Genomic DNA, 19340 nt, shown 5'->3' on the forward strand with positions numbered 1-19340 from the left:
AACAACATTTTTAAGTGCCTTGAATTAACTTTTTTCCAGGCGGCAACTAAGTCCAGATGGACCGCCAATTTCGGTCACATCGATGGAAAATAATTGTCAAATGTAATGCTTTTTGTCCACTTTCTGTGTGATTTTGTACGAGAAATAACAAATTTAAGTATATTGCCAAGGCTTGCAAGTTTTATGCCCTGTTGTACGTTTAACGCGTGCCGTTATAATGCGTCCCATCACTACAGATATTTCACACGCGCATGACACCTCCAGTTTCCGATTTAAATTCTAGCAATCCGACATCAGTCCCAACGCCAAAGCGTCGCATGCCGTTGGCGTTAAGGCTGCTCATTGGATTTTTCGGTATCGTCGCGGGCCTTATGGCAATCGCGGCACTTACATTTGGATTCATGCTTGCGCTGGCTTGGCCGAACCTTCCTGCTCTGGACTCGCTGACCGACTACCGTCCCAAAATTCCGCTTCGTATTTTTTCGGCAGACGGTGTGCTAATCGGTGAGTTTGGCGAAGAACGGCGCAGTCTGGTGCATATTAACGACATTCCTGATGTCGTTAAAAAAGCCGTTCTTGCGATTGAAGATGATCGCTTTTATCAACATGGCGGCGTGGATTATCAAGGTATTTTGCGCGCCACATTCTCTAACCTGACCGGCGGCGGCGGCGGTGCCAGTACGATTACACAACAGGTTGCGCGTAATTTTTTCCTGACCAGTAACGAACCAACATTTCTCCAGAAGGCCTCACGTAAATTTCTTTATGAAATTCCCCTGGCCTGGAAAATCGAGCAAAATTTGACCAAGGATCAAATTCTTGAGGTGTACATGAACCAGATTTATCTGGGACAACGAGCCTATGGTTTTGCTTCGGCTGCACAAGTTTATTTTGGTAAAAAATTACAGGAACTGACTATCGCCGAGGCCGCCATGCTCGCAGGTTTGCCCAAAGCACCATCGGCCAACAACCCTGTTGTTAATCCGAAACGGGCCACTGCGCGTCAACAATATATTTTGTTGCGGATGCTGCAGTTGGGCTACATCACGCAGGGCCAATATGATCAAGCCAAAAACGAGCCACTGCGCTTAAAAACCGGGGCGACCGAATTTGGTATTCATGCGGAATATGTCTCTGAAATGGCCCGACAATTAGTCTATGAACAATTTAAGGACGCCACTTACACACGTGGTTTGAATGTGTTCACCACAATCACCAAGGCCGATCAGGACGCCGCCTACTTTGCGTTGAGACGGGGCGTGATGAGCTACGACAAACGACGCGGTTACCGCGGCCCCGAAGGCTATATGACCATTCCTACCGGCTCAAAGGAAGAGTTGGATGGCGCGATCGAAGTGGAGCTAGCCGACCATCCTGACAGCGATGATATTGTTGCCGCTGTGGTGTTGGAGGCGAATCCGAAAAGCGTCCGTGCCGTGCTTTCCACCGGAGAAGAAATCACGATTACCGGTAGCGGCTTAAGTATTGCCACAAATTTATTGAGCGACAAAGCGCCACCTCAACGCAAAGTGAAACCCGGCGCTATCATCCGCGTGATGCAAAATGAAAAGTCCTGGATCATTACGCAAATGCCTGCGGTGGAATCGGCGTTAATCTCCACCAGCACCAGCGATGGCGCTATTCGCGCTTTAGTGGGGGGCTTTGATTTTAATCGGAATAAATTCAATCATGTGACGCAAGCGTGGCGTCAGCCGGGCTCTGCGTTCAAGCCATTCATTTATTCTGCATCCCTCGAAAAAGGTTTGTCGCCAGCGACAATAATCAACGATGCGCCCATTACTTTTGGCGGCGGCCTGACAGGCGGTCAGGTATGGCAGCCAAAAAATTATGGCAATAAATACGAAGGTCCGATGACCATGCGCAGAGGATTGATGAAATCCAAGAACATGATATCAGTACGTATTCTCGATAAGATTGGTGCGCAATACGGGCAGGAATATGCGACCCGTTTTGGATTCGATCCAGACAAGAATCCTCCTTATCTGACGCTCGCCCTCGGAGCAGGGGCCGTGACGCCTTTACAGTTAGCCGCTGGCTATGCGGTATTTGCCAATGGCGGTTATAAGGTCAATCCTTACCTCATTAGTAAAATTCTGGATGCGAACGGCCAGGTGTTGGCAGAAGCGCACCCCGCCAAAGCTGGCGATGAAAACAATCGGGTCATCGATGCACGCAACGCATTTCTGATGGATAGCATGCTCAAAGATGTCGTGCGTGCTGGCACCGGATTCAAAGCGATGTCACTCAAACGCACCGATCTGGCGGGCAAAACCGGTACCACCAACGATTCGATGGATGCATGGTTTGCGGGCTATCAACCGACGTTGGTTGCTGTCACCTGGATGGGTTTTGATCAGCCAAAAAATATGGGAGATCGCGAGACTGGTGGTGGCCTGGCACTTCCAATCTGGGTCGACTATATGGAAAAAGCATTAAAAGGACTTCCGACTGTGGAGCGAGAAGTACCAGAAGGCCTGCTGCACAGTGGCAGTGAGTATTATTATGCTGAATATCCGCCGGGCACCGGTACCCAAAGTATTGGCGTCGGCAGTACTGGCGCTCCTGGTGGCGATGATAAAGCGCAAGACGAGGTTAAAAACGAATTGTTCTAGACACAAGCAGTTAGGTGCGTTTTGACAAACGTACAAAAACAGCGCTGGTCAGATGATAACTCACGCAAAATCGAACGAACGAACGAACGAACGAAACAGACAGACAGACAGACAGACAGACAGACAGACGATGACATTAAAAACGTGAGAACGGTATCGCCCGGAAACCATTCAGGTGGCTGGGCGTTAGCCAGCCACTGATGCTATTTTGCGTGAGTCCGACTAAGGCTTTAGTTGTAATGTAGTTCCGCCTTGCTCGCCGACCATAGTTGATAAAGCGGCAAAAAACTCAGAGTCATCACGTGTATTGCGCCAGACGTTACCTTTCAATTTATAGTGAAAACCGCCCGATTTGGCCGCAATCCACAGCTCTTGCATCGGTGCCTGGCTATTGACGATGATTTTTGATCCGTTATCGATAAATTCGATTTCCAGTACATTGCCGCGACGACTGCACTCAACATCCAACTCGTCGTTATCGTTGGCACGCTCCAATGCCGCCTCTAGCGCGCTCAAGGTCGCCTCAGCCGCAACCAGAAATTCTGATTCTGTCATGCTAAACTCCAATCCATTCCATGTTGTTAAACTTACTCAGTGATTCTAATCCGTGAAACCATCATTTGATTTGTCCCGCGTAGCAATTTTAGGTAGTACGCTTGCATTTTCGCTCTTCCTGACCGCCTGCGGTCAAAAAGGCCCTCTTTTCATGCCAAAAATACCTCCACTGGCTACGCAACCATCTGGAACATCCGCGCCGCTAGCGACACCGGCAACAGTGACGGCACCGGGTACCACGGAGAGCGGAGCAGCGAAAGCGGGACCACACACTCAAATGGTACCGCCTGAGCCAACTGGGCCTGACACTATTTCCCAATAATTTATTGACTTCATAACTGACTTTTCCATGTCCTATTTTTCGTATCAAAACGGTGCACTGCACGCCGAAAACACCTCTCTGACCTCTATCGCGGAGCAATTTGGAACACCGACTTACGTTTATTCCAAAGCAGCTCTGACCGATCATTTCCTGGCTTATGCCAACGCTTGTACCGCGGGCGGCCGCGAGGCTGCAGAATCATTGGTCTGTTATTCGGTCAAATCCAACTCTAATCTGGCCGTGCTGCAAGTACTGAGTCAACTCGGTTCCGGTTTTGACATCGTGTCGGGTGGCGAATTATTGCGGGTTCTGGCTGCTGGCGGTAATCCGCGCAAGGTAATTTTTTCCGGTGTTGGCAAAACACGTGATGAAATGCGTTTGGCGCTGACGCACGATATTTTATGCTTTAACGTGGAATCAATTCCAGAACTGCACCGACTTAACGAGGTCGCTGGCGAAATGGGCAAGACCGCTGCTATTTCGTTGCGGGTTAACCCCAATGTCGATGCCAAAACCCATCCCTATATTTCGACCGGCCTGAAAGATAACAAATTCGGTGTCGCCTACGAAGACGCGCTGTCCTGCTATCGTACAGCGGCTACTTTGCCACATATTGACATTACCGGTATCGACTGCCACATCGGCTCGCAATTGCTGGACGACGCGCCATTGCTTGAAGCGCTGGAAAAGGTCATCCAATTAATAGATCAGTTAGCGAGTGAAAATATACACGTGCACCATCTCGATATCGGTGGCGGTATCGGGATCACTTACGATGATGAAAAACCTGTTGCGGTAAGCGCCTATCTCGGCCGTTTGTTCGCCAAAATTGACACATGGCGCCAGGAAAAATATCAAGGGATACCTTTGAAAGTGCTGTTTGAACCAGGCCGTTCGATTGTAGGAAATGCCGGTATCTTACTCACTGAAGTGCAATATTTGAAATATGGTACGAGCAAAAATTTTGCGGTGGTTGATGCCGCAATGAATGACTTGATGCGTCCGGCATTGTATGAAGCATGGCATGGTGTTCAAACTGTTATAGAACTGAATCCTAAGGCCAGCAGCGCCACCTACGACGTCGTTGGGCCGATCTGTGAGTCGGGCGACTGGTTGGCTCGCGCACGCGTCCTGGCGGTCGAACAAGGCGATTTGCTAGCATTCCAGTCCGCTGGCGCTTATGGTATGACGATGGCGTCCAATTACAACACACGTGGACGTGCTGCTGAAGTGATGGTGGATGGTGACGAGGTCCATTTGATACGCAAGCGGGAAGCGCCGCAAGATTTGTTTGCGCTGGAATCCATGCTGCCATAACAGTCAGCATACGAAAGTGATGGAGTAAAAAAGGGGCACGGTAAAAATACCCTGCCCCTTTTTATTTCACACCATGCCAGATTGCAATGCCTTGACAGTAAATCAATTTTTATTGCTGTGTGCTCATTGCGGAGAGATTATCTGGCGCTTTTGAATACCATCTGTCTGACGGTTGCTTGCACCGCGCTTTTGCTTGAAATACCAATAAACGCGCAACAGTAATAACACGCCAACGATTGTGCCAAATACGATTGGTTTTTCGAAGTTATGCTTTCCTGCGCGCATCCACCAAAAATGTAAAATTCCCAGCATGGCAATGCCGTACACGGTGCGATGCAACCATTGCCAACGCTTGCCACCAAGCCGTTTAATCATGCCGTTAGTGCTCGTTAGCGCTAGGGGAATCAGTAGCACAAACGCGATAAATCCTACCGTAATAAATGGCCGTTTGTAGACGTCTTTGAGCATTGCTGTAACGTCAAAAAAATGATCAAACCAAAGAAAAGTAGTGAAGTGCGAGGCAGCATAAAAGAACGCAAACAAACCTAGCATGCGCCGCAATTTAATCAACCAGTTCCAACCGGTACAGCGTCTCAACGGCGTCACCGCTAAAGTAATACACAAAAAATACAAGGTCCAGTCGCCAGTACTGCGCGTAATAAATTCGATTGGATTGGCCCCGAGTTGATCCGTGAACGCGTACACAAATAATCGAATGAAAGGAAGCAAAGCCAGCACAAATAGTGCGGCTTTCAGAACACGGAATTGCTTAGGATTTGGATTAATCATTGTCTACTTTCGACATCAGAAAAACGTGTTGCGACATATTGTCTATACGTTTGTGCCAGACCGCTTAACGCCGCAATACCAGACTCAGTTCGTATTGTTTTATTCGACGCTGCAGGATTGTTGGAAAATTACTTCCACAAAGACTCTGCTCTAACTTCGTCAGAAAAAATGGCATCAATATCGGGTGCGACCCAAATTGTAGAGCCGACTTTTATGCATCTTTAAGACGCTCCGGGCTCATATATTTGGGTACTTTAAACCGCTTAACGATTAGAAATATTTCTTCAAATCCATCCCTGTGTATAACGATGCGACGTCGTTATACCCATTGAACATCAAAGTGGGACGCTTTTTGGTGAAAAAACCGTCTTCGCCGATTCGGCGTTCGGTTGCCTGCGACCAGCGTGGATGATCGACGTTGGGATTTACGTTGGAATAGAACCCATATTCATTCGCCGCAGTCAGATTCCAGGCAGTTCTTGGCTGCTCTTTCAGAAAGCGAATTTTGACAATCGACTTAGCTGACTTGAAACCATATTTCCACGGCAATACCATCCGCACCGGCGCACCATTTTGGTTGGGCAATACTTCGCCGTACATACCGAAGGTCAGCAGCGCCAGCGGGTGCATCGCCTCGTCCATGCGCAGACCTTCAACATAAGGCCACTCAAGCACTGGACTACTCAGGCCAGGCATTTGCTTTTTGTCAGCCAAAGTTGTGAATTCAATATATTTTGCATTGCTGGTCGGCTCAACTTTTTTGATCAATGCCGAAAGCGAATAACCGATCCAAGGAATCACCATGGACCACCCTTCCACGCAACGGAGCCGATAAATGCGCTCTTCCATCGGCGCCAGTTTCATCAGGCTGTCCAGATCAAGCGTCATCGGTTTTTTCACTTCTCCTTCGATTGAGACGCTCCAGGGCCTGGTCTTCAAGGTCCCAGCATTTTGCGCAGGGTCGGCCTTGTCAGTCCCGAACTCGTAATAATTGTTATACGTTGTGGCGTCTTTATAAGGAGTCGCCTTATCGGTGACTACGTAGGTAGCATTGCGCTTCGCGGCAAGTTTTGGCAACGTAGAGTTTTGCGCAAAAGCCTCATGCGAGGCAAGTTCCAAGATCGATCCGGTGGCGATAGAACCCACGGCCAATTGACGAATAAAACTGCGGCGCGAATCAAATATCGCACGCGGCGTAATGTCGGATGCGGCGGGAATTTCTATGATGTTTTGGCTGCGGCGAATCAGCATGCGAATCTCCTGTGAAAATCGGTGAGACAATTTGTCTATTGTGCTTGGCTGTTTAAATACGAATAGGGGTGTTGCTGATATGCTCATTGGTCGACGGGCGTCACCTATCCTTACAGACCCTCTCTAACTTATACGCAAAATGTTGAGTCGCAGATGCAACTTAATCTAAGTAAAGGACTTTTTTCAATGCAATAAAAGCAATGGAGGTGCGTCATTAAACAGAAACCGCCATCACACTGCTACCTGAATTTTGCCATCGCTGTGCCAAAATCCCAATCGATCCGGCAGAAAGAGTTGCCGACCAATTAAGGCAGCCGAAATAGGTCGAGCTAGACTAAGCTGAGACTACCAAATGACATCGCCAAGGCGTAACCGCAAGTTAGCATTGTCGAAGCCGACGCCACCAACCAGCCATCATATAGGGATAAGGCAATTAAGGCAGAACGCGGACGTTTTAATGCGCAAGCGCACTCACGGCGATTAGCCGAAATGATCGTATAACTCATCCAACCGTTTGATAACGGTTGCTTGTGCCGGCATGCCAGGCTCGACGTCGCCGGTTTGTAACGCAAATACGCGCATGCCAGCTGCAACGGCCGCTTTTGCGCCGGGAACACTATCTTCGACTACGACGCAACGCGAGGGGTTGACGCCCATTTGCTCGGCTGCGTGTAAGAATAAACCTGGCTCGGGTTTCCACGTGCCCACTTCATAGGCGCTAAAAATGCGTCGCTCAAAATAGGGTAACAAACCAGTGACTCCCAGGCACAACTCAATTTTGTCACGCGGCCCATTGGAGGCCAGACAGAAAGGTATGCTGAGGGAGCGCACCAATTCCAGGGCGCCTTCAACCGGCTGTAGTCGCTCCCGAAATAGAACGGCGGTGCGTTGACGTAAGGTCAAAGCAAATGACTCTGGCAACGCCGCGCCACCTAATTGCTCCATGGCGAGAACCCAATCGGCCATTTTGCCGCCCTTGAATCGCTCCATGATTTCGGTCACGGTCATGACTATCTGGAACTCGGCAGCATAATCTACCATTGCCTCAGCAGCCAGTAGCTCGCTATCAACCAAAGTACCGTCAGAATCGAAAATAACCAGATCGACTTCGCCATCCGTTAAAGAGTTTTTAATCGCACTCTTCAACGAACCATCAAGCGGGCTTGCAATAATAGGCAATAGTGCGGACATCTTTTTACAACTCGCCGTAAGAATGCAAACCAGACAGAAACATATTCACGCCGAGGAAAGCAAAGGTCGTCACCAAGAGGCCGATTAACGCCCACCAAGCGGCGACGCGACCGCGAAGGCCCTTCATCAACCGCATGTGTAGCCAGGCGGCATAATTGAGCCAGACAATCAGCGCCCACGTTTCCTTTGGATCCCATGACCAATAACCGCCCCAGGCTTCCGCAGCCCAAAGCGCACCGAGAATGGTAGCAATAGTGAAGAATGTGAAGCCAACCGCAATCGCCTTGTACATCACGTCGTCCAGCACTTCCAACGGCGGCAGACGATCAACCAGATAGCCGCTTGATTTCAGCAAATAGGCCATCGCCACCATCGCGGACATTGAGAACGTGCCATAACCGATAAAGTTGGCCGGTACGTGAATTTTCATCCACCAGCTTTGTAGTGCAGGCACCAGTGGTTGAATTTCAGCGGCATCGCGCGCAACCGTGTACCAAAGCAAAAAGCCGACAGCAGCAGAAATCACCAGCATGACAAACGGACCAAGTTGGCGCGTACCGTAGCGTTGCTCGTAATATAAATAAAATAATGCTGTAATCAGACTAAAAAGAATAAAAACTTCATACAGGTTAGAAATTGGTATATGACCGATATCCACACCAATCAGATAGGACTCATACCAGCGTACCAGCAAGCCGGTAAATCCCAATATCACCGCTGCCCAACATAATTTGGAACCGATCGACGAACCGAAATCTGACCGCGCAATTAAACCGATCCAATAGAAAAATGTGGATAGAAAGAATAAAGTGCCCATCCACAGAATTGCGGATTGACTGGAAAGAATATATTTGAGAAAAAATTTCTTATTTGCCATATCAAGCACGCCGCCATACATGGCAATCGCAGACAGCGCCAATAAGGCTAGCAACGGCATTAACCAGCGGACCGATTTCCAGTTCCAGCCCACTAGCGCAAAGGTCGGAGCAGCCAGAAGCAACACGCCTTTTTCGTAATAGTCCATATGCGTGCCATACCGACCCAATGCGAAGAGTGAACCGGCCACCAGCGCAAAAGCGAACAACCAGTCTAGTATCGACAAACGCTTAAAAAAGCCATCCGGTGGTGAATAAGTTTGGGTCAGTTCCATCATGATCTCCGAATCGTTCTTATCTTTGCGCAGGGCGCATGTATGTATTTAATTGCTGAATCTGAGGACGCGTAATGACGATTGCATTTTAGTCATTACTGCGGGCGGATTCGGGTTAGCCTTGCGATTGCTTTAAATGTATTTTCATCACATCAACTTCTTTTTCAAAATCCAGCGTCTTTCGCTGCGTGCTCATGGCCATCAATATGTGCGACTGACCTTCGACCAGACTGTCGGGACGTATCCATACCCACAAGCGCCGCTCTCGTATGTATAACATCGAAAAGATACCTAGAACCAAGAATAAACAGCCCAAATAGACCACTTTCTTACCCGGCGAACGCGTCACCTGGAATACCGAGGCCTTGATTTCGTCGAAGCCAGTGAGTTGAAGATATACCGGAGCATTATAGAAGGTTGCGTCAGACAGTGCATTACTGCTCAATTGTAGGAAGCGCGTGTTTTTTTCATTCACAGGAATATCCTTCAAACCATCCTTTTCACGCGCCACCTGCCATAAATCCCACAGACTGCCGTTCAATATTTTCATGAAAATATCAGCTGCTTTTTCTTGCTCCTGCGCCGGAACCTGCTCCAAGAATTTCGATATCGCCATATATCCGGCCTGTTTGCCATCACCGGCAAACATCGACAATCCGCGCAATGCAGATTGCTCCAACTGGTCGCGCAAAGTTGGCATATCGGCTCGTGCTTGAGGAATAGCACGCTGTGCATAACGCTGCGCTGCCAGTTTCCGCAACTCCGGGTTCATCAACGCCGAACGCAGGCGCATCCACTCTTCTACCGAGTCATTTTCATCAGCCGGAATGCGCAGATAACGGAATGGCTCATCCGGCACATCGCGCACACCCGCCAGGAACACATAATCCTGATCGACTTTCACCGGTTGCATGTAATTGCTAAACTCGCGTGCCTGACCCGTTTTGTCACGCAACTTATACTGAACACTCGGCCCGACGTTTTTCAACTCTTTAACATTGGCGCTTTTAGCACCCGAACCCATATGCTTACCAATGTCGTCCGACAATGTCTGGTTAAAACTCCTTTTGGTCTTGGTAACAGCACGTAAATCTTGACCGGATTGCGCCATATTCTCCACGTTAAACGGGCGAAAACCTGACCATTCAACCGTATACTCATTATTAGGACCGGCAGTTAGTGGCGTCGTTCCATTGACAACACCGGCCAAAGGTGAGGTCTTGTTTTGATCGCCTAGCATCGGAAATGCGGTAAGCCGTAATTTGCTGCCACCGTCCTCAAAGCTGGATTGGTAAATCGATATTCCTTTGTAAATCAGGGGCTGGTTAACCTTGACGGTTGATGTGACTGTTTCACCCGTGACGTTGTCGCGCAATACCACGTCACTGGCAAACAACTTAGGCATGCCGGTGCTGTAATAATCAATGACAAAACGTTTGAGTTGCAGCGTAAATGGCAAATCCTGAATCAAGACCCCATTTTGTTGCGGAATAATGGCCGTGCTACTGGCAGAACCTTCAGGTATCAACGAGTTGCCCCGAAAGGTTGGATTTCCCAACCCTAAACGGTGCTCCGGACCAATATCGGCGATGACGCCCGTGCCGCTGAAAGGCGTTTTATTAAAAATTAACTTTTGGGCGCGAATTGGCAGATCAGAATCTAATAGTCCGCCGATACAAATGATCACAATGGCACTGTGTGCGAAGATGTAGCCCCACTTATTCGCTGCGCCCTGTTTTGCCGTTATTAATACTGCATCATTCTTTTGAACAACTTTAGTCTTATATCCTTTGGCAGCGATCCGTGCCAATAACTGCTGCGTCAGCGTGGCCGGTATCACTGGAGCGGTCCACTCCGCTTTGTGATGGAAGTTGCGCAATGATTGCTCGCGGACATTTTCTTTCCAGCTACGCATGTCCTTTAGCATTTTCGGACCATTGCGGCTAATGCAGAGTGACGTAGACAGGACCAAAAATCCCATTATCAGCAAAAACCACCATGTCGAATACACAGCGTACAAACCTAGTTTTGCAAAAACATCAAACCAAAATGGCCCAAACTGGTTAACGTAGTTCGGCATTGGCTCGTTTTGCTTTAGTACGGTGCCGATGATTGAGGCGATCGCAATTAACGTCAGCATGCTAATGGCAAAACGCATCGAGGACACTAATTCCACTGCCTCGGCGAGCCACCGGTGTTTGGTCTTCAACTCTATGCCGCCAGTGCGCGGTGCGTCGTCAAGGCCGGTCGTCGGTTTGTTACTGATGCTCATAAGTAATTGCTCTTTTGAAAAGAAAAAGGGACGACCTTCGCCGCCCCCCTTTATTTGACTTCTTTCAGAACCGTCGCGACCACCTTCAAGGTTGTGCCGAAAACCGCAACTGTACGCAGCTACGGCGAGCATCACGGGCGCAATCTTGATGGTGCGTATGAGGTTTCAAAAAAAAGTCTATTCGCGAATTTAGTATTTGTTGCTACTTCAAGCCAGCAATGTAGTCTGCTACAGCTTTCATTTCGTCGTCGGACATGCGTTTGGCAATGGTCATCATTTGTGGACTATTCTTACGCACGCCGCTACGGAAATTGGTTAGCTCGGCGACAGTGTAATCCTGATGTTGTCCGCCAATACGCGGAAATTGATTTGGAATGCCAGAACCGCCAGGACCATGGCAAGCTGCGCAAGCCGGAATATTCTTTTCTGCTATGCCTGCGCGGAAGATTTTTTTGCCCATATCGAGCGTATCTTTGTTTTTGGCCGCACCTGGCTTGGCTTTTTGCGCATCCAGATAACCAGCGATATTTCTCATTTCATCGTCAGTCAATGCTTTGGCAAACATCGTCATGATCGGATTATTGCGATCAGGGCCCTGGAAATCTTTTAGCTGCTTATAAACATATGCAGCGTGCTGACCACCCAATTTCGGATTTTGGCTAATTGTGGAAGCACCGGCAGCACCATGACAAGAAATACAGGCGGCAATATTCCGGGTTGGATCGCCATTAGTATATAAGGCTTCACCCTTCGCAAGATCGACTTTTGGAGCCACTGCCGGTGCATCTGCTGCATAGGCAAAGGACGACAAAGCCAGCATGGAAATAAATACTGACTTTAAAACGGATAGAAACGCACGGTTCATTCAAACACCCTGAGACTTTATAATTAAACTTGACAATAAATTCTGCCCAGACGGCGAGTAATTATTGCTGCTATCGCTTATGGCGGCTGTCACTGCTATCAATGTTACGCATGGTCTGTTGGCGGTTTAACAAACTCCAACTATATCTCCTCTGCGTTAGCGGCATGCTATTGACATACGCAATGCAGCATTACACAACCCCTTATTGTACAATAGCTTTCCGGCATTTTCGCCGCCTCTACCGCATTTTCTGCTCATTCCATGTCTCTACTCTGGCAAGCCCGTTTTTTTACTACGGTAAATCACCTCCGTGATTTACCCAACACCCAAATCCCTGAGATTGCCTTCGCGGGTCGTTCAAACGCAGGCAAATCAACCGCCATCAACCTTCTGTGCAATCAGAAGAAGCTTGCGTTTGCCTCTAAAACGCCCGGGCGCACCCAGCATATCAACTATTTTTCAATCGGTGGCGCGCAAGTCGGTCAGCATCGCAAAGATGAAACTAAGGTCGATGAAATTCGCGCAATGTTGGTCGATTTACCCGGTTATGGCTATGCGCAAGTTTCAGGATCCGCTAAATTGCACTGGCAGGAGCTACTCGGCGATTATGTTCGCCGTCGTTCACAATTAGCTGCATTAGTACTTATTGTAGATTCCCGTCGGCCATTTACTGACCTGGATGTGCAAATGGTCGAGTGGTTTGCCCCAACCGGCAAGCCAATTCATTGCATATTAAGCAAGGTTGACAAGCTCAATCGAAACGATGCAACCAATGCTTTACGCCAGGCACATACTTTTTTAGGTAGTTACGTTGACGAAAATAATCAACCACTGCCATTTACGGCACAGTTGTTTTCAGCGTTGAAACGCACTGGTTTAGATGAAGCCAATCAGCGCATTCTTGAGTTAGCGGGTTTAGTTAACGTCACGAAAGAAGAACCTGACGCCGACGCTGGCGTTGATACCCAGAAAGCAGATAACAAATAATCTGGTTCGTGCGGCTGCTGATAAAAGAAATTTTAGTGAAACCTGTAGGAACCGACAGGGAAACTAAAGCACATTATTAAATCCGTGGATGCCATGATGTTTACATCGCAAACCTCTCGGGAATAAAAAAGCCCTGAAGAAAGGGGAAGATCTTCAGGGCTGAATGCCTTATCACTAAAAGCGACATGGCCCCGCTCAGGGAGGGAAGCGGGAGGTGAATAATGCACCTATCGCTAAGAGGCGGTTAAACATGAAAAGTTCAAGAGTTTCTAATTTTTTCTAACATTTTATTTTTTCTTCCTCAACACTCAGCCCAGACACCGATTAACGAATACCGCACCACGCGTTGACTAAAAATCTCGGAGCTCATATGCAAAATACCCCAAAAGCCAACCAGTTGGTTGCCCCATTCCCAGCATTGCGTATGCGTCGTATGCGCAAGGACGCCTTTTCTCGCGCGATGATGCGCGAAAATACCGTCACCGTGTCCGATCTGATTTATCCAGTCTTTGTGGTCGAAGGAAATAATCATAGCGAGAAGGTTGCTTCCATGCCAGGCGTGGAGCGCCTCTCCATCGATTTGCTAATAAATGTGGCCGAGGAATGCGTCGAACTGGGCATTCCGGTTATAGCCCTATTTCCCGTAATCAATCCCTCACTAAAAACCCCCGACGGAATAGAAGCGACCAATCCAAACGGCTTGATTCCGCAAGCGGTCCGCGCGCTAAAACAGCGCTTTCCTGAGTTGGGTATTTTGACTGACGTAGCGTTAGATCCTTATACCAGCCATGGCCAGGATGGCGTCATGAACGCCGATGGCTATGTGCTCAATGATGAGACCTGCGTCCTTCTGGTCAAGCAGGCACTCACTCAGGCCGATGCTGGCGTTGACATTGTGGCGCCCTCCGACATGATGGACGGACGCATCGGCGCCATCCGGACTGCGCTGGAAGCGCATCATCACATTCATACGCGCATCATGGCTTACTCAGCAAAGTATGCTTCTGCATTCTATGGCCCGTTCCGCGATGCAGTGGGCTCAGCGGCCAATCTTGGCAAGAGTAGCAAAAATACCTATCAAATGGATCCGGCCAACAGTGACGAAGCCTTGCGCGAAGTGGCTCTGGATCTGGCTGAAGGTGCAGATATGGTAATGGTTAAGCCGGGCATGCCATATCTGGACATCATTCGCCGCGTCAAAGACGAATTCAAAGTCCCAACTTTTGCCTATCAAGTCAGCGGCGAATACTCGATGATTAAAGCGGCGACACAAAATGGCTGGCTAGATCACGACAAGGCAATGATGGAGGCAATGATGGCCTTTAAACGTGCTGGTGCCGATGGCGTACTCACCTATTTCGCTCTGGATATTGCGCGACTCTTGCACAAAAATTAAACGAACTAATCAATGTGGTGCTTCTTTGTACCAAAGAGTCACCGCATACAAAACTTGCTTTTGCGAGCGAACAGCTTTCGCACATTCGACAATCACGAAAGTCAGATGATGGCAGAACAAGGCCATGTAATTAGCAATAATTACATGGCGCATCACTCCCATACACTTCAGCGGTTTCGTCACTCAATATGGATATTTTTTTAATCGGTGACAATCAAGTCACCCAAACTAGCGAACTACCAGACAGCGTTCCGCCGCAAGGTTTTTTATGGATAGACACCACCCATGAAGAAGTTGCCGCTGATCCAGAAGGCTGGCGCGATCTGATTGCTTGCGCTACCGGCACGCAGATCTACGACCCTCATTTAAAGGATGCGATCAATCCGGCTCACCCATCCTATTTTGACTCAACGCAAGATTACGGCATGGTGGTATTTCGCAAGCTATCGCTACATGGGAATGATAATGGTAGTCGCAATATCGATACGGCAGCGGTTGCAGCGGAGGAGCCTGATAACCCCACCACTGCGATTGGTAGTAAGCGCCCGCTGCCCGCCGCTTTTGGCAACCTGACCACGCAACCGATTACATTTTTCATTCTGGAAAATGCGCTGGTGACAGTGCACGAGCACCACAGCCGCACCATCAGCGCAACGCGCAGCCGACTGCTGGATTATGCGAATAAAAGTAACAAAGCACAGCACACAAACCGATTGCCCACGTCACCCGAAGACTTGATGCTGCGGCTTTTAAATGCAATGGTCGATAAATATTTGGAATTGCGCCAGCCGCTGACAACACAACTGGATCGCTGGCAACGTGCCTTGCTCGATCCGGCACGGCCGTTCAAGGATTGGCTGACATTACTTGATGCACGGATTGAATTACGCAAACTTGAAAGTTTGTGCGAAGAACAGCACGACGCGATGCAAGAGCTGCGCGATTATTTTGTGGATATGGATGATGAGGGTGACGGGGTTACCATCAGTCGTACCCGCGACCTGTTATTAGTGCGCATCAACGATGTCATGGAACATATCACCCGCGTGCTCAATCATGCCAGTCGTCTCGAATCATCGATTGAATCTGCTGTACAAATCCACTTCTCTGCGGTTGCACATCGGACCAATGAAGTGATGCGCACGTTGACCGTTATTACCGCGCTATTCATGCCGCTTACCTTGATTACCGGTATTTTCGGAATGAATTTTGCCGTCATGCCATTGCTACAAAATAAGACTGGATTTTGGTTGACCATGATCAGCATGGTCCTCATTGTCGTCGGGATGTTAGCGTTCTTTCGCCGCCGCCGCTATCTTGAAAATCCTCCGTCAGAGCGCCATTAATGCGGTCATCGCGGCGTAATGAAGATAGAAAAAAAAGGCCTCAAACACACGTGTTTGAGGCCTTTTTTTAAGGTACGTTTTTATTTATTTGGCTGCGGAGTTAAGCGTAAATAAGGCCTTATCGCCTTGTATCCTTTAGGAAATTTTTGCTTGAGAATTTCCTCATCTTGTAACGAAGGCACGATCACCACATCGTCACCATCCTTCCAATTACCTGGCGTTGCGACCGAGTGACTGTCAGTCAATTGCAACGAATCAATCACCCGCAAAATTTCATCAAAATTACGGCCCGTGCTGGCCGGATACGTAATGGTCAAACGTACTTTTTTGGCTGGATCAATGACGAACAATGAACGTACAGTGGCCGTTGTACTCGCGTTCGGGTGAATCAAATCGTATAGTTCCGAAACCTTGCGGTCGGCATCGGCGATAATAGGGAAGCCCACTATGGTGTTTTGGGTTTCATTGATGTCCTTAATCCATTCCAGATGTTTATCCGCAGGATCAACCGAGAGTGCAATCACCTTAACGCCGCGCTGCTCAAACTCCGATTTCAATTTAGAAGTCAAACCAAGTTCGGTCGTGCATACGGGTGTAAAGTCAGATGGATGAGAAAAGAGTACCACCCAGGAATCGCCAGCCCAATCGTAAAATTTAATCTGGCCCAGCGAAGAATCTTGCTGAAAATCAGGGGCAACGTCGCCAAGACGTAGGGTCATGTCAATCTCCTTTAAATAATTCGGTTATCGGACAAATTTGCGCCAGTGAATCGGCAAAATATCTGTAAAGATATCGTAAAAAATACCGACGGCATTCTGAAAACCACAGAAAACATTAACGCAATCTCATGAAATTTGTCTGCTCATCTGACTGCCTTCGGTGCGCATTACCAATTTCTTAGAACCGTTATTGATTCCAGCCGGGACTTTGATAGCCCTAAAACTATAATCTCATCGAAAGACTTTTCTAAGGATTTTTAACGACTATGCAAATAACTTTACCCTATGTTGAAACTCGTGACATGTTGATTTTAAGAACTTGATGCAAGGCACTATCACTGATCACTTGTAACCGGCGGTGTACCCCTTTACCTTACCGAGGCTGATCTAAAACAGCCAATGACTGCGTAAATTTATCCGCATTCTGAAAACCAATCACTCGACCGCCAGCCAACTCTTTACCTCGGTGATCAAAAAGTATAATCCCGGGAGGCCCGAATAAATTGAAGCGTTTGAGCATGGCCTTGTCGTCGGCGTTGTTTGCGGTCACATCAATTTGCAGCAACACAATATCGTTGAGGCGGGCTTTAACACGCGGATCAGTAAACGTAAATTTCTCCATCTCTTTGCACGATACGCACCAGTCAGCATAGAAATCCAGCAATGCCGGTTTACCATTCGTTTGGGCCAACGCTGCATCCAGCTCAGCAACCGACTTGACTCTCACAAATTCGGTATGCGCCGCTTGCGTGCCACTACCTAATTGCGCCAGCGGTGCCAGTACATCACGACCACCCGTTACAACGCTCACTAACTGCAAAATTCCGAGTGCAGCGAACACCAAACCGACCGCTTTCGAAAACCAACTGGTGGACACGTGCCACAACAAATAAGCGCCGTAACCGATTCCTAGCGCGGCCCAACACAGAATTTGCACTGCCGCAGGAATGACCGGCGAGACCATCCACACCGCCACGCCTAACATCAGCACACCAAAGAATCGTTTAACAGACTCCATCCACGCACCTGCGCGGGGCAATAGCGCACCGGCCGAAATACCGACTAATAATAACGGCACGCTCATCCCCACAGCCATCGCAAACAACGCACTACCGCCAATAACCACATTGCGCGTTTGACTGATGTATACCAACGCGCCCGCTAGCGGAGCCGCGACGCAAGGACCAACGATCAATGCAGAAAGCGCACCCATTACGAAAACACCTACCAGTTTGCCCGATGATTGCTTATCCGACACTTGTGACAACTTGGTTTGCATCGATCCGGGCAACTGCAATTGATATACACCAAACATAGATAGCGACATCAATACCATCAGCAGCGCGAAAGCAGACAATACCCACGCGTTCTGCAACGCCGCCGACAAACCTTCGCCAGCAAGACCTGCTGCGACGCCGAGCGCGGTATAAACGAGCGCCATTCCCAACACATAAGCAACCGATAACACAAACGCACGACGTCGTTTAACCTTCGTCCCTTCGCCGACAATAATCGACGACAAAATAGGGACCATCGGTAACACGCAAGGAGTGAATGACAAGCCGAGCCCTAATAACAAAAACAACGGCATGATAACCAGCAGTTTGCCGCCCTTCAATGATGATTCGATACGGCCGATGTCAGAGCCGCCGGATAAGTCCACGGAAGATACTGCGGAATTACTAACAACAGAATTCGATGGCGTATCGATATTTGGATTTGATGTACGGGACGATGAGGAGGTATCAAGCGCTGCGCCAGCACCTTTCGCTGCAGAGATTGCACCCATCAAGCCTCCGCCAGCTGTAATGCCATCGGCAGACAGATTAACGCGATGCTCCATAGGTGGGTAACACAAGCCCTTATCCGCGCATCCCTGACCTGTAACAATCAACGTAAATGCCTTGGTGGACTCGACCGGAATATTGATGGTCACCCTGTGATGATAAATCTCCACATTTTTCTGAAAAGTCCGATCAAATTTAACCACACCCGCGGGAATTTTCGGCTCACCCAACGTCGCGCCCTCAGCCTTAAAGCTAAACCGCTCACGGTACATGTAATAACCATCTGCAATTGCATAAGTCACTTCGGCGGTTTTGGGATCGGCCATACGCGCAGAAAATTTAAATGCGACTTCAGGCGCCAGATAATCCTCTTCTGCACGCGCAGAAGACATCAATAGAACCATCAGGCTCAGGATGACAAAAAACATCGATCGCAGTTTGCTCCAGGTAAACATTCAATTCCTTTGTGTTGCTGCGCCTATCCATTCGAGATAGGCTGGTAAGCCGCTAACCAGCGGGATCGCAATGATTTCTGGCAGCGCATAGGGATGCGCCGCTTTTATAAATTCCTCAAGTTCACTGTAACGCTCCGTCGTAGTCTTAATCAGCATCGCCACCTCGTTTGCTCGCTCTAAAACTCCCTCCCATCGATATACAGACTGCACCGCCGGCAGTAGGTTGACACGCGCCGCCAGCTTACGTTCCACGAGTTGCTCCGCGAGTACGTTTGCGTCGACCACATTCGGCATTGTGGTCATCA

Annotated in this window: 16 protein-coding genes; 6 read left to right on the top strand and 10 right to left on the bottom strand. The window is 48.7% G+C overall.

Annotated features, from left to right (window positions below; translation table 11 throughout):
• Positions 1-317: 317 nt before the first annotated feature.
• Positions 318-2633, top strand: coding sequence for a penicillin-binding protein 1A (locus ACXX82_RS09115; protein ID WP_322240291.1), 2316 nt, complete (start codon positions 318-320; stop codon positions 2631-2633).
• A 222-nt stretch (positions 2634-2855) separates the two neighbouring features.
• On the opposite strand, the gene cyaY is transcribed toward ACXX82_RS09115, so the two are convergent.
• The gene (gene cyaY, locus ACXX82_RS09120) at positions 2856-3188 is read right to left on the bottom strand and encodes an iron donor protein CyaY (protein WP_322233885.1); all 333 of its coding nucleotides are present in this window, start codon (positions 3186-3188) and stop codon (positions 2856-2858) included.
• A 52-nt stretch (positions 3189-3240) separates the two neighbouring features.
• Between cyaY and lptM the strand changes: the two genes are divergently transcribed.
• Entirely contained in the window at positions 3241-3510 is a 270-nt protein-coding gene (gene lptM / locus ACXX82_RS09125; RefSeq protein WP_458562801.1) for an LPS translocon maturation chaperone LptM, read from the top strand.
• Positions 3511-3537: 27 nt separating this feature from the next.
• Positions 3538-4827 carry a diaminopimelate decarboxylase gene (lysA, locus tag ACXX82_RS09130; RefSeq protein ID WP_458562802.1) on the top strand — a complete coding sequence of 430 codons (1290 nt, stop codon included), beginning with the start codon at positions 3538-3540 and terminating at the stop codon, positions 4825-4827.
• Between the two features lie 123 nt (positions 4828-4950).
• Here the strand turns inward: lysA and msrQ are convergent, their stop codons facing one another.
• The 6 genes from msrQ to ACXX82_RS09160 all read right to left on the bottom strand — a co-directional run bounded on the left by msrQ (position 4951) and on the right by ACXX82_RS09160 (position 12345).
• Positions 4951-5616 (bottom strand): protein-methionine-sulfoxide reductase heme-binding subunit MsrQ, encoded by a 666-nt coding sequence (msrQ, locus tag ACXX82_RS09135; protein WP_322233891.1) that lies wholly within the window; start codon positions 5614-5616, stop codon positions 4951-4953.
• A gap of 270 nt (positions 5617-5886) precedes the next feature.
• The gene (msrP, locus tag ACXX82_RS09140) at positions 5887-6867 is read right to left on the bottom strand and encodes a protein-methionine-sulfoxide reductase catalytic subunit MsrP (protein ID WP_322233893.1); all 981 of its coding nucleotides are present in this window, start codon (positions 6865-6867) and stop codon (positions 5887-5889) included.
• 480 nt (positions 6868-7347) lie between these two features.
• Positions 7348-8058, bottom strand: coding sequence for an HAD-IA family hydrolase (locus tag ACXX82_RS09145; protein ID WP_458562803.1), 711 nt, complete (start codon positions 8056-8058; stop codon positions 7348-7350).
• 4 nt (positions 8059-8062) lie between these two features.
• Positions 8063-9208, bottom strand: coding sequence for a c-type cytochrome biogenesis protein CcsB (gene ccsB, locus ACXX82_RS09150; RefSeq protein WP_322240293.1), 1146 nt, complete (start codon positions 9206-9208; stop codon positions 8063-8065).
• Positions 9209-9323: 115 nt separating this feature from the next.
• Positions 9324-11480, bottom strand: a complete 2157-nt coding sequence (locus ACXX82_RS09155) for a cytochrome c biogenesis protein ResB (RefSeq protein WP_322233898.1) — start codon at positions 11478-11480, stop codon at positions 9324-9326.
• A gap of 202 nt (positions 11481-11682) precedes the next feature.
• Entirely contained in the window at positions 11683-12345 is a 663-nt protein-coding gene (locus ACXX82_RS09160) for a c-type cytochrome (protein WP_322233901.1), read from the bottom strand.
• A gap of 261 nt (positions 12346-12606) precedes the next feature.
• Between ACXX82_RS09160 and yihA the strand changes: the two genes are divergently transcribed.
• The 3 genes from yihA to ACXX82_RS09175 all read left to right on the top strand — a co-directional run bounded on the left by yihA (position 12607) and on the right by ACXX82_RS09175 (position 16074).
• Complete coding sequence (gene yihA / locus ACXX82_RS09165; protein WP_322233902.1) at positions 12607-13332, top strand: ribosome biogenesis GTP-binding protein YihA/YsxC; 726 nt, start codon at positions 12607-12609, stop codon at positions 13330-13332.
• Between the two features lie 370 nt (positions 13333-13702).
• Entirely contained in the window at positions 13703-14728 is a 1026-nt protein-coding gene (gene hemB / locus ACXX82_RS09170) for a porphobilinogen synthase (protein WP_322233905.1), read from the top strand.
• Positions 14729-14916: 188 nt separating this feature from the next.
• On the top strand, positions 14917-16074 hold the full coding sequence (locus ACXX82_RS09175) for a magnesium transporter CorA family protein (RefSeq protein ID WP_322233907.1): 1158 nt from the start codon (positions 14917-14919) through the stop codon (positions 16072-16074).
• A gap of 80 nt (positions 16075-16154) precedes the next feature.
• Here the strand turns inward: ACXX82_RS09175 and ACXX82_RS09180 are convergent, their stop codons facing one another.
• The 3 genes from ACXX82_RS09180 to cutA all read right to left on the bottom strand — a co-directional run bounded on the left by ACXX82_RS09180 (position 16155) and on the right by cutA (position 19338).
• Entirely contained in the window at positions 16155-16793 is a 639-nt protein-coding gene (locus ACXX82_RS09180) for a peroxiredoxin (RefSeq protein ID WP_322233909.1), read from the bottom strand.
• Between the two features lie 373 nt (positions 16794-17166).
• Entirely contained in the window at positions 17167-19035 is a 1869-nt protein-coding gene (gene dsbD / locus ACXX82_RS09185; protein WP_322233911.1) for a protein-disulfide reductase DsbD, read from the bottom strand.
• On the bottom strand, positions 19036-19338 hold the full coding sequence (gene cutA, locus ACXX82_RS09190; protein WP_458562804.1) for a divalent-cation tolerance protein CutA: 303 nt from the start codon (positions 19336-19338) through the stop codon (positions 19036-19038). It lies immediately after the preceding gene.
• Between the last annotated feature and the right edge of the window lie 2 nt (positions 19339-19340).

It is taken from the genome of Glaciimonas sp. GNP009, from assembly GCF_054343755.1.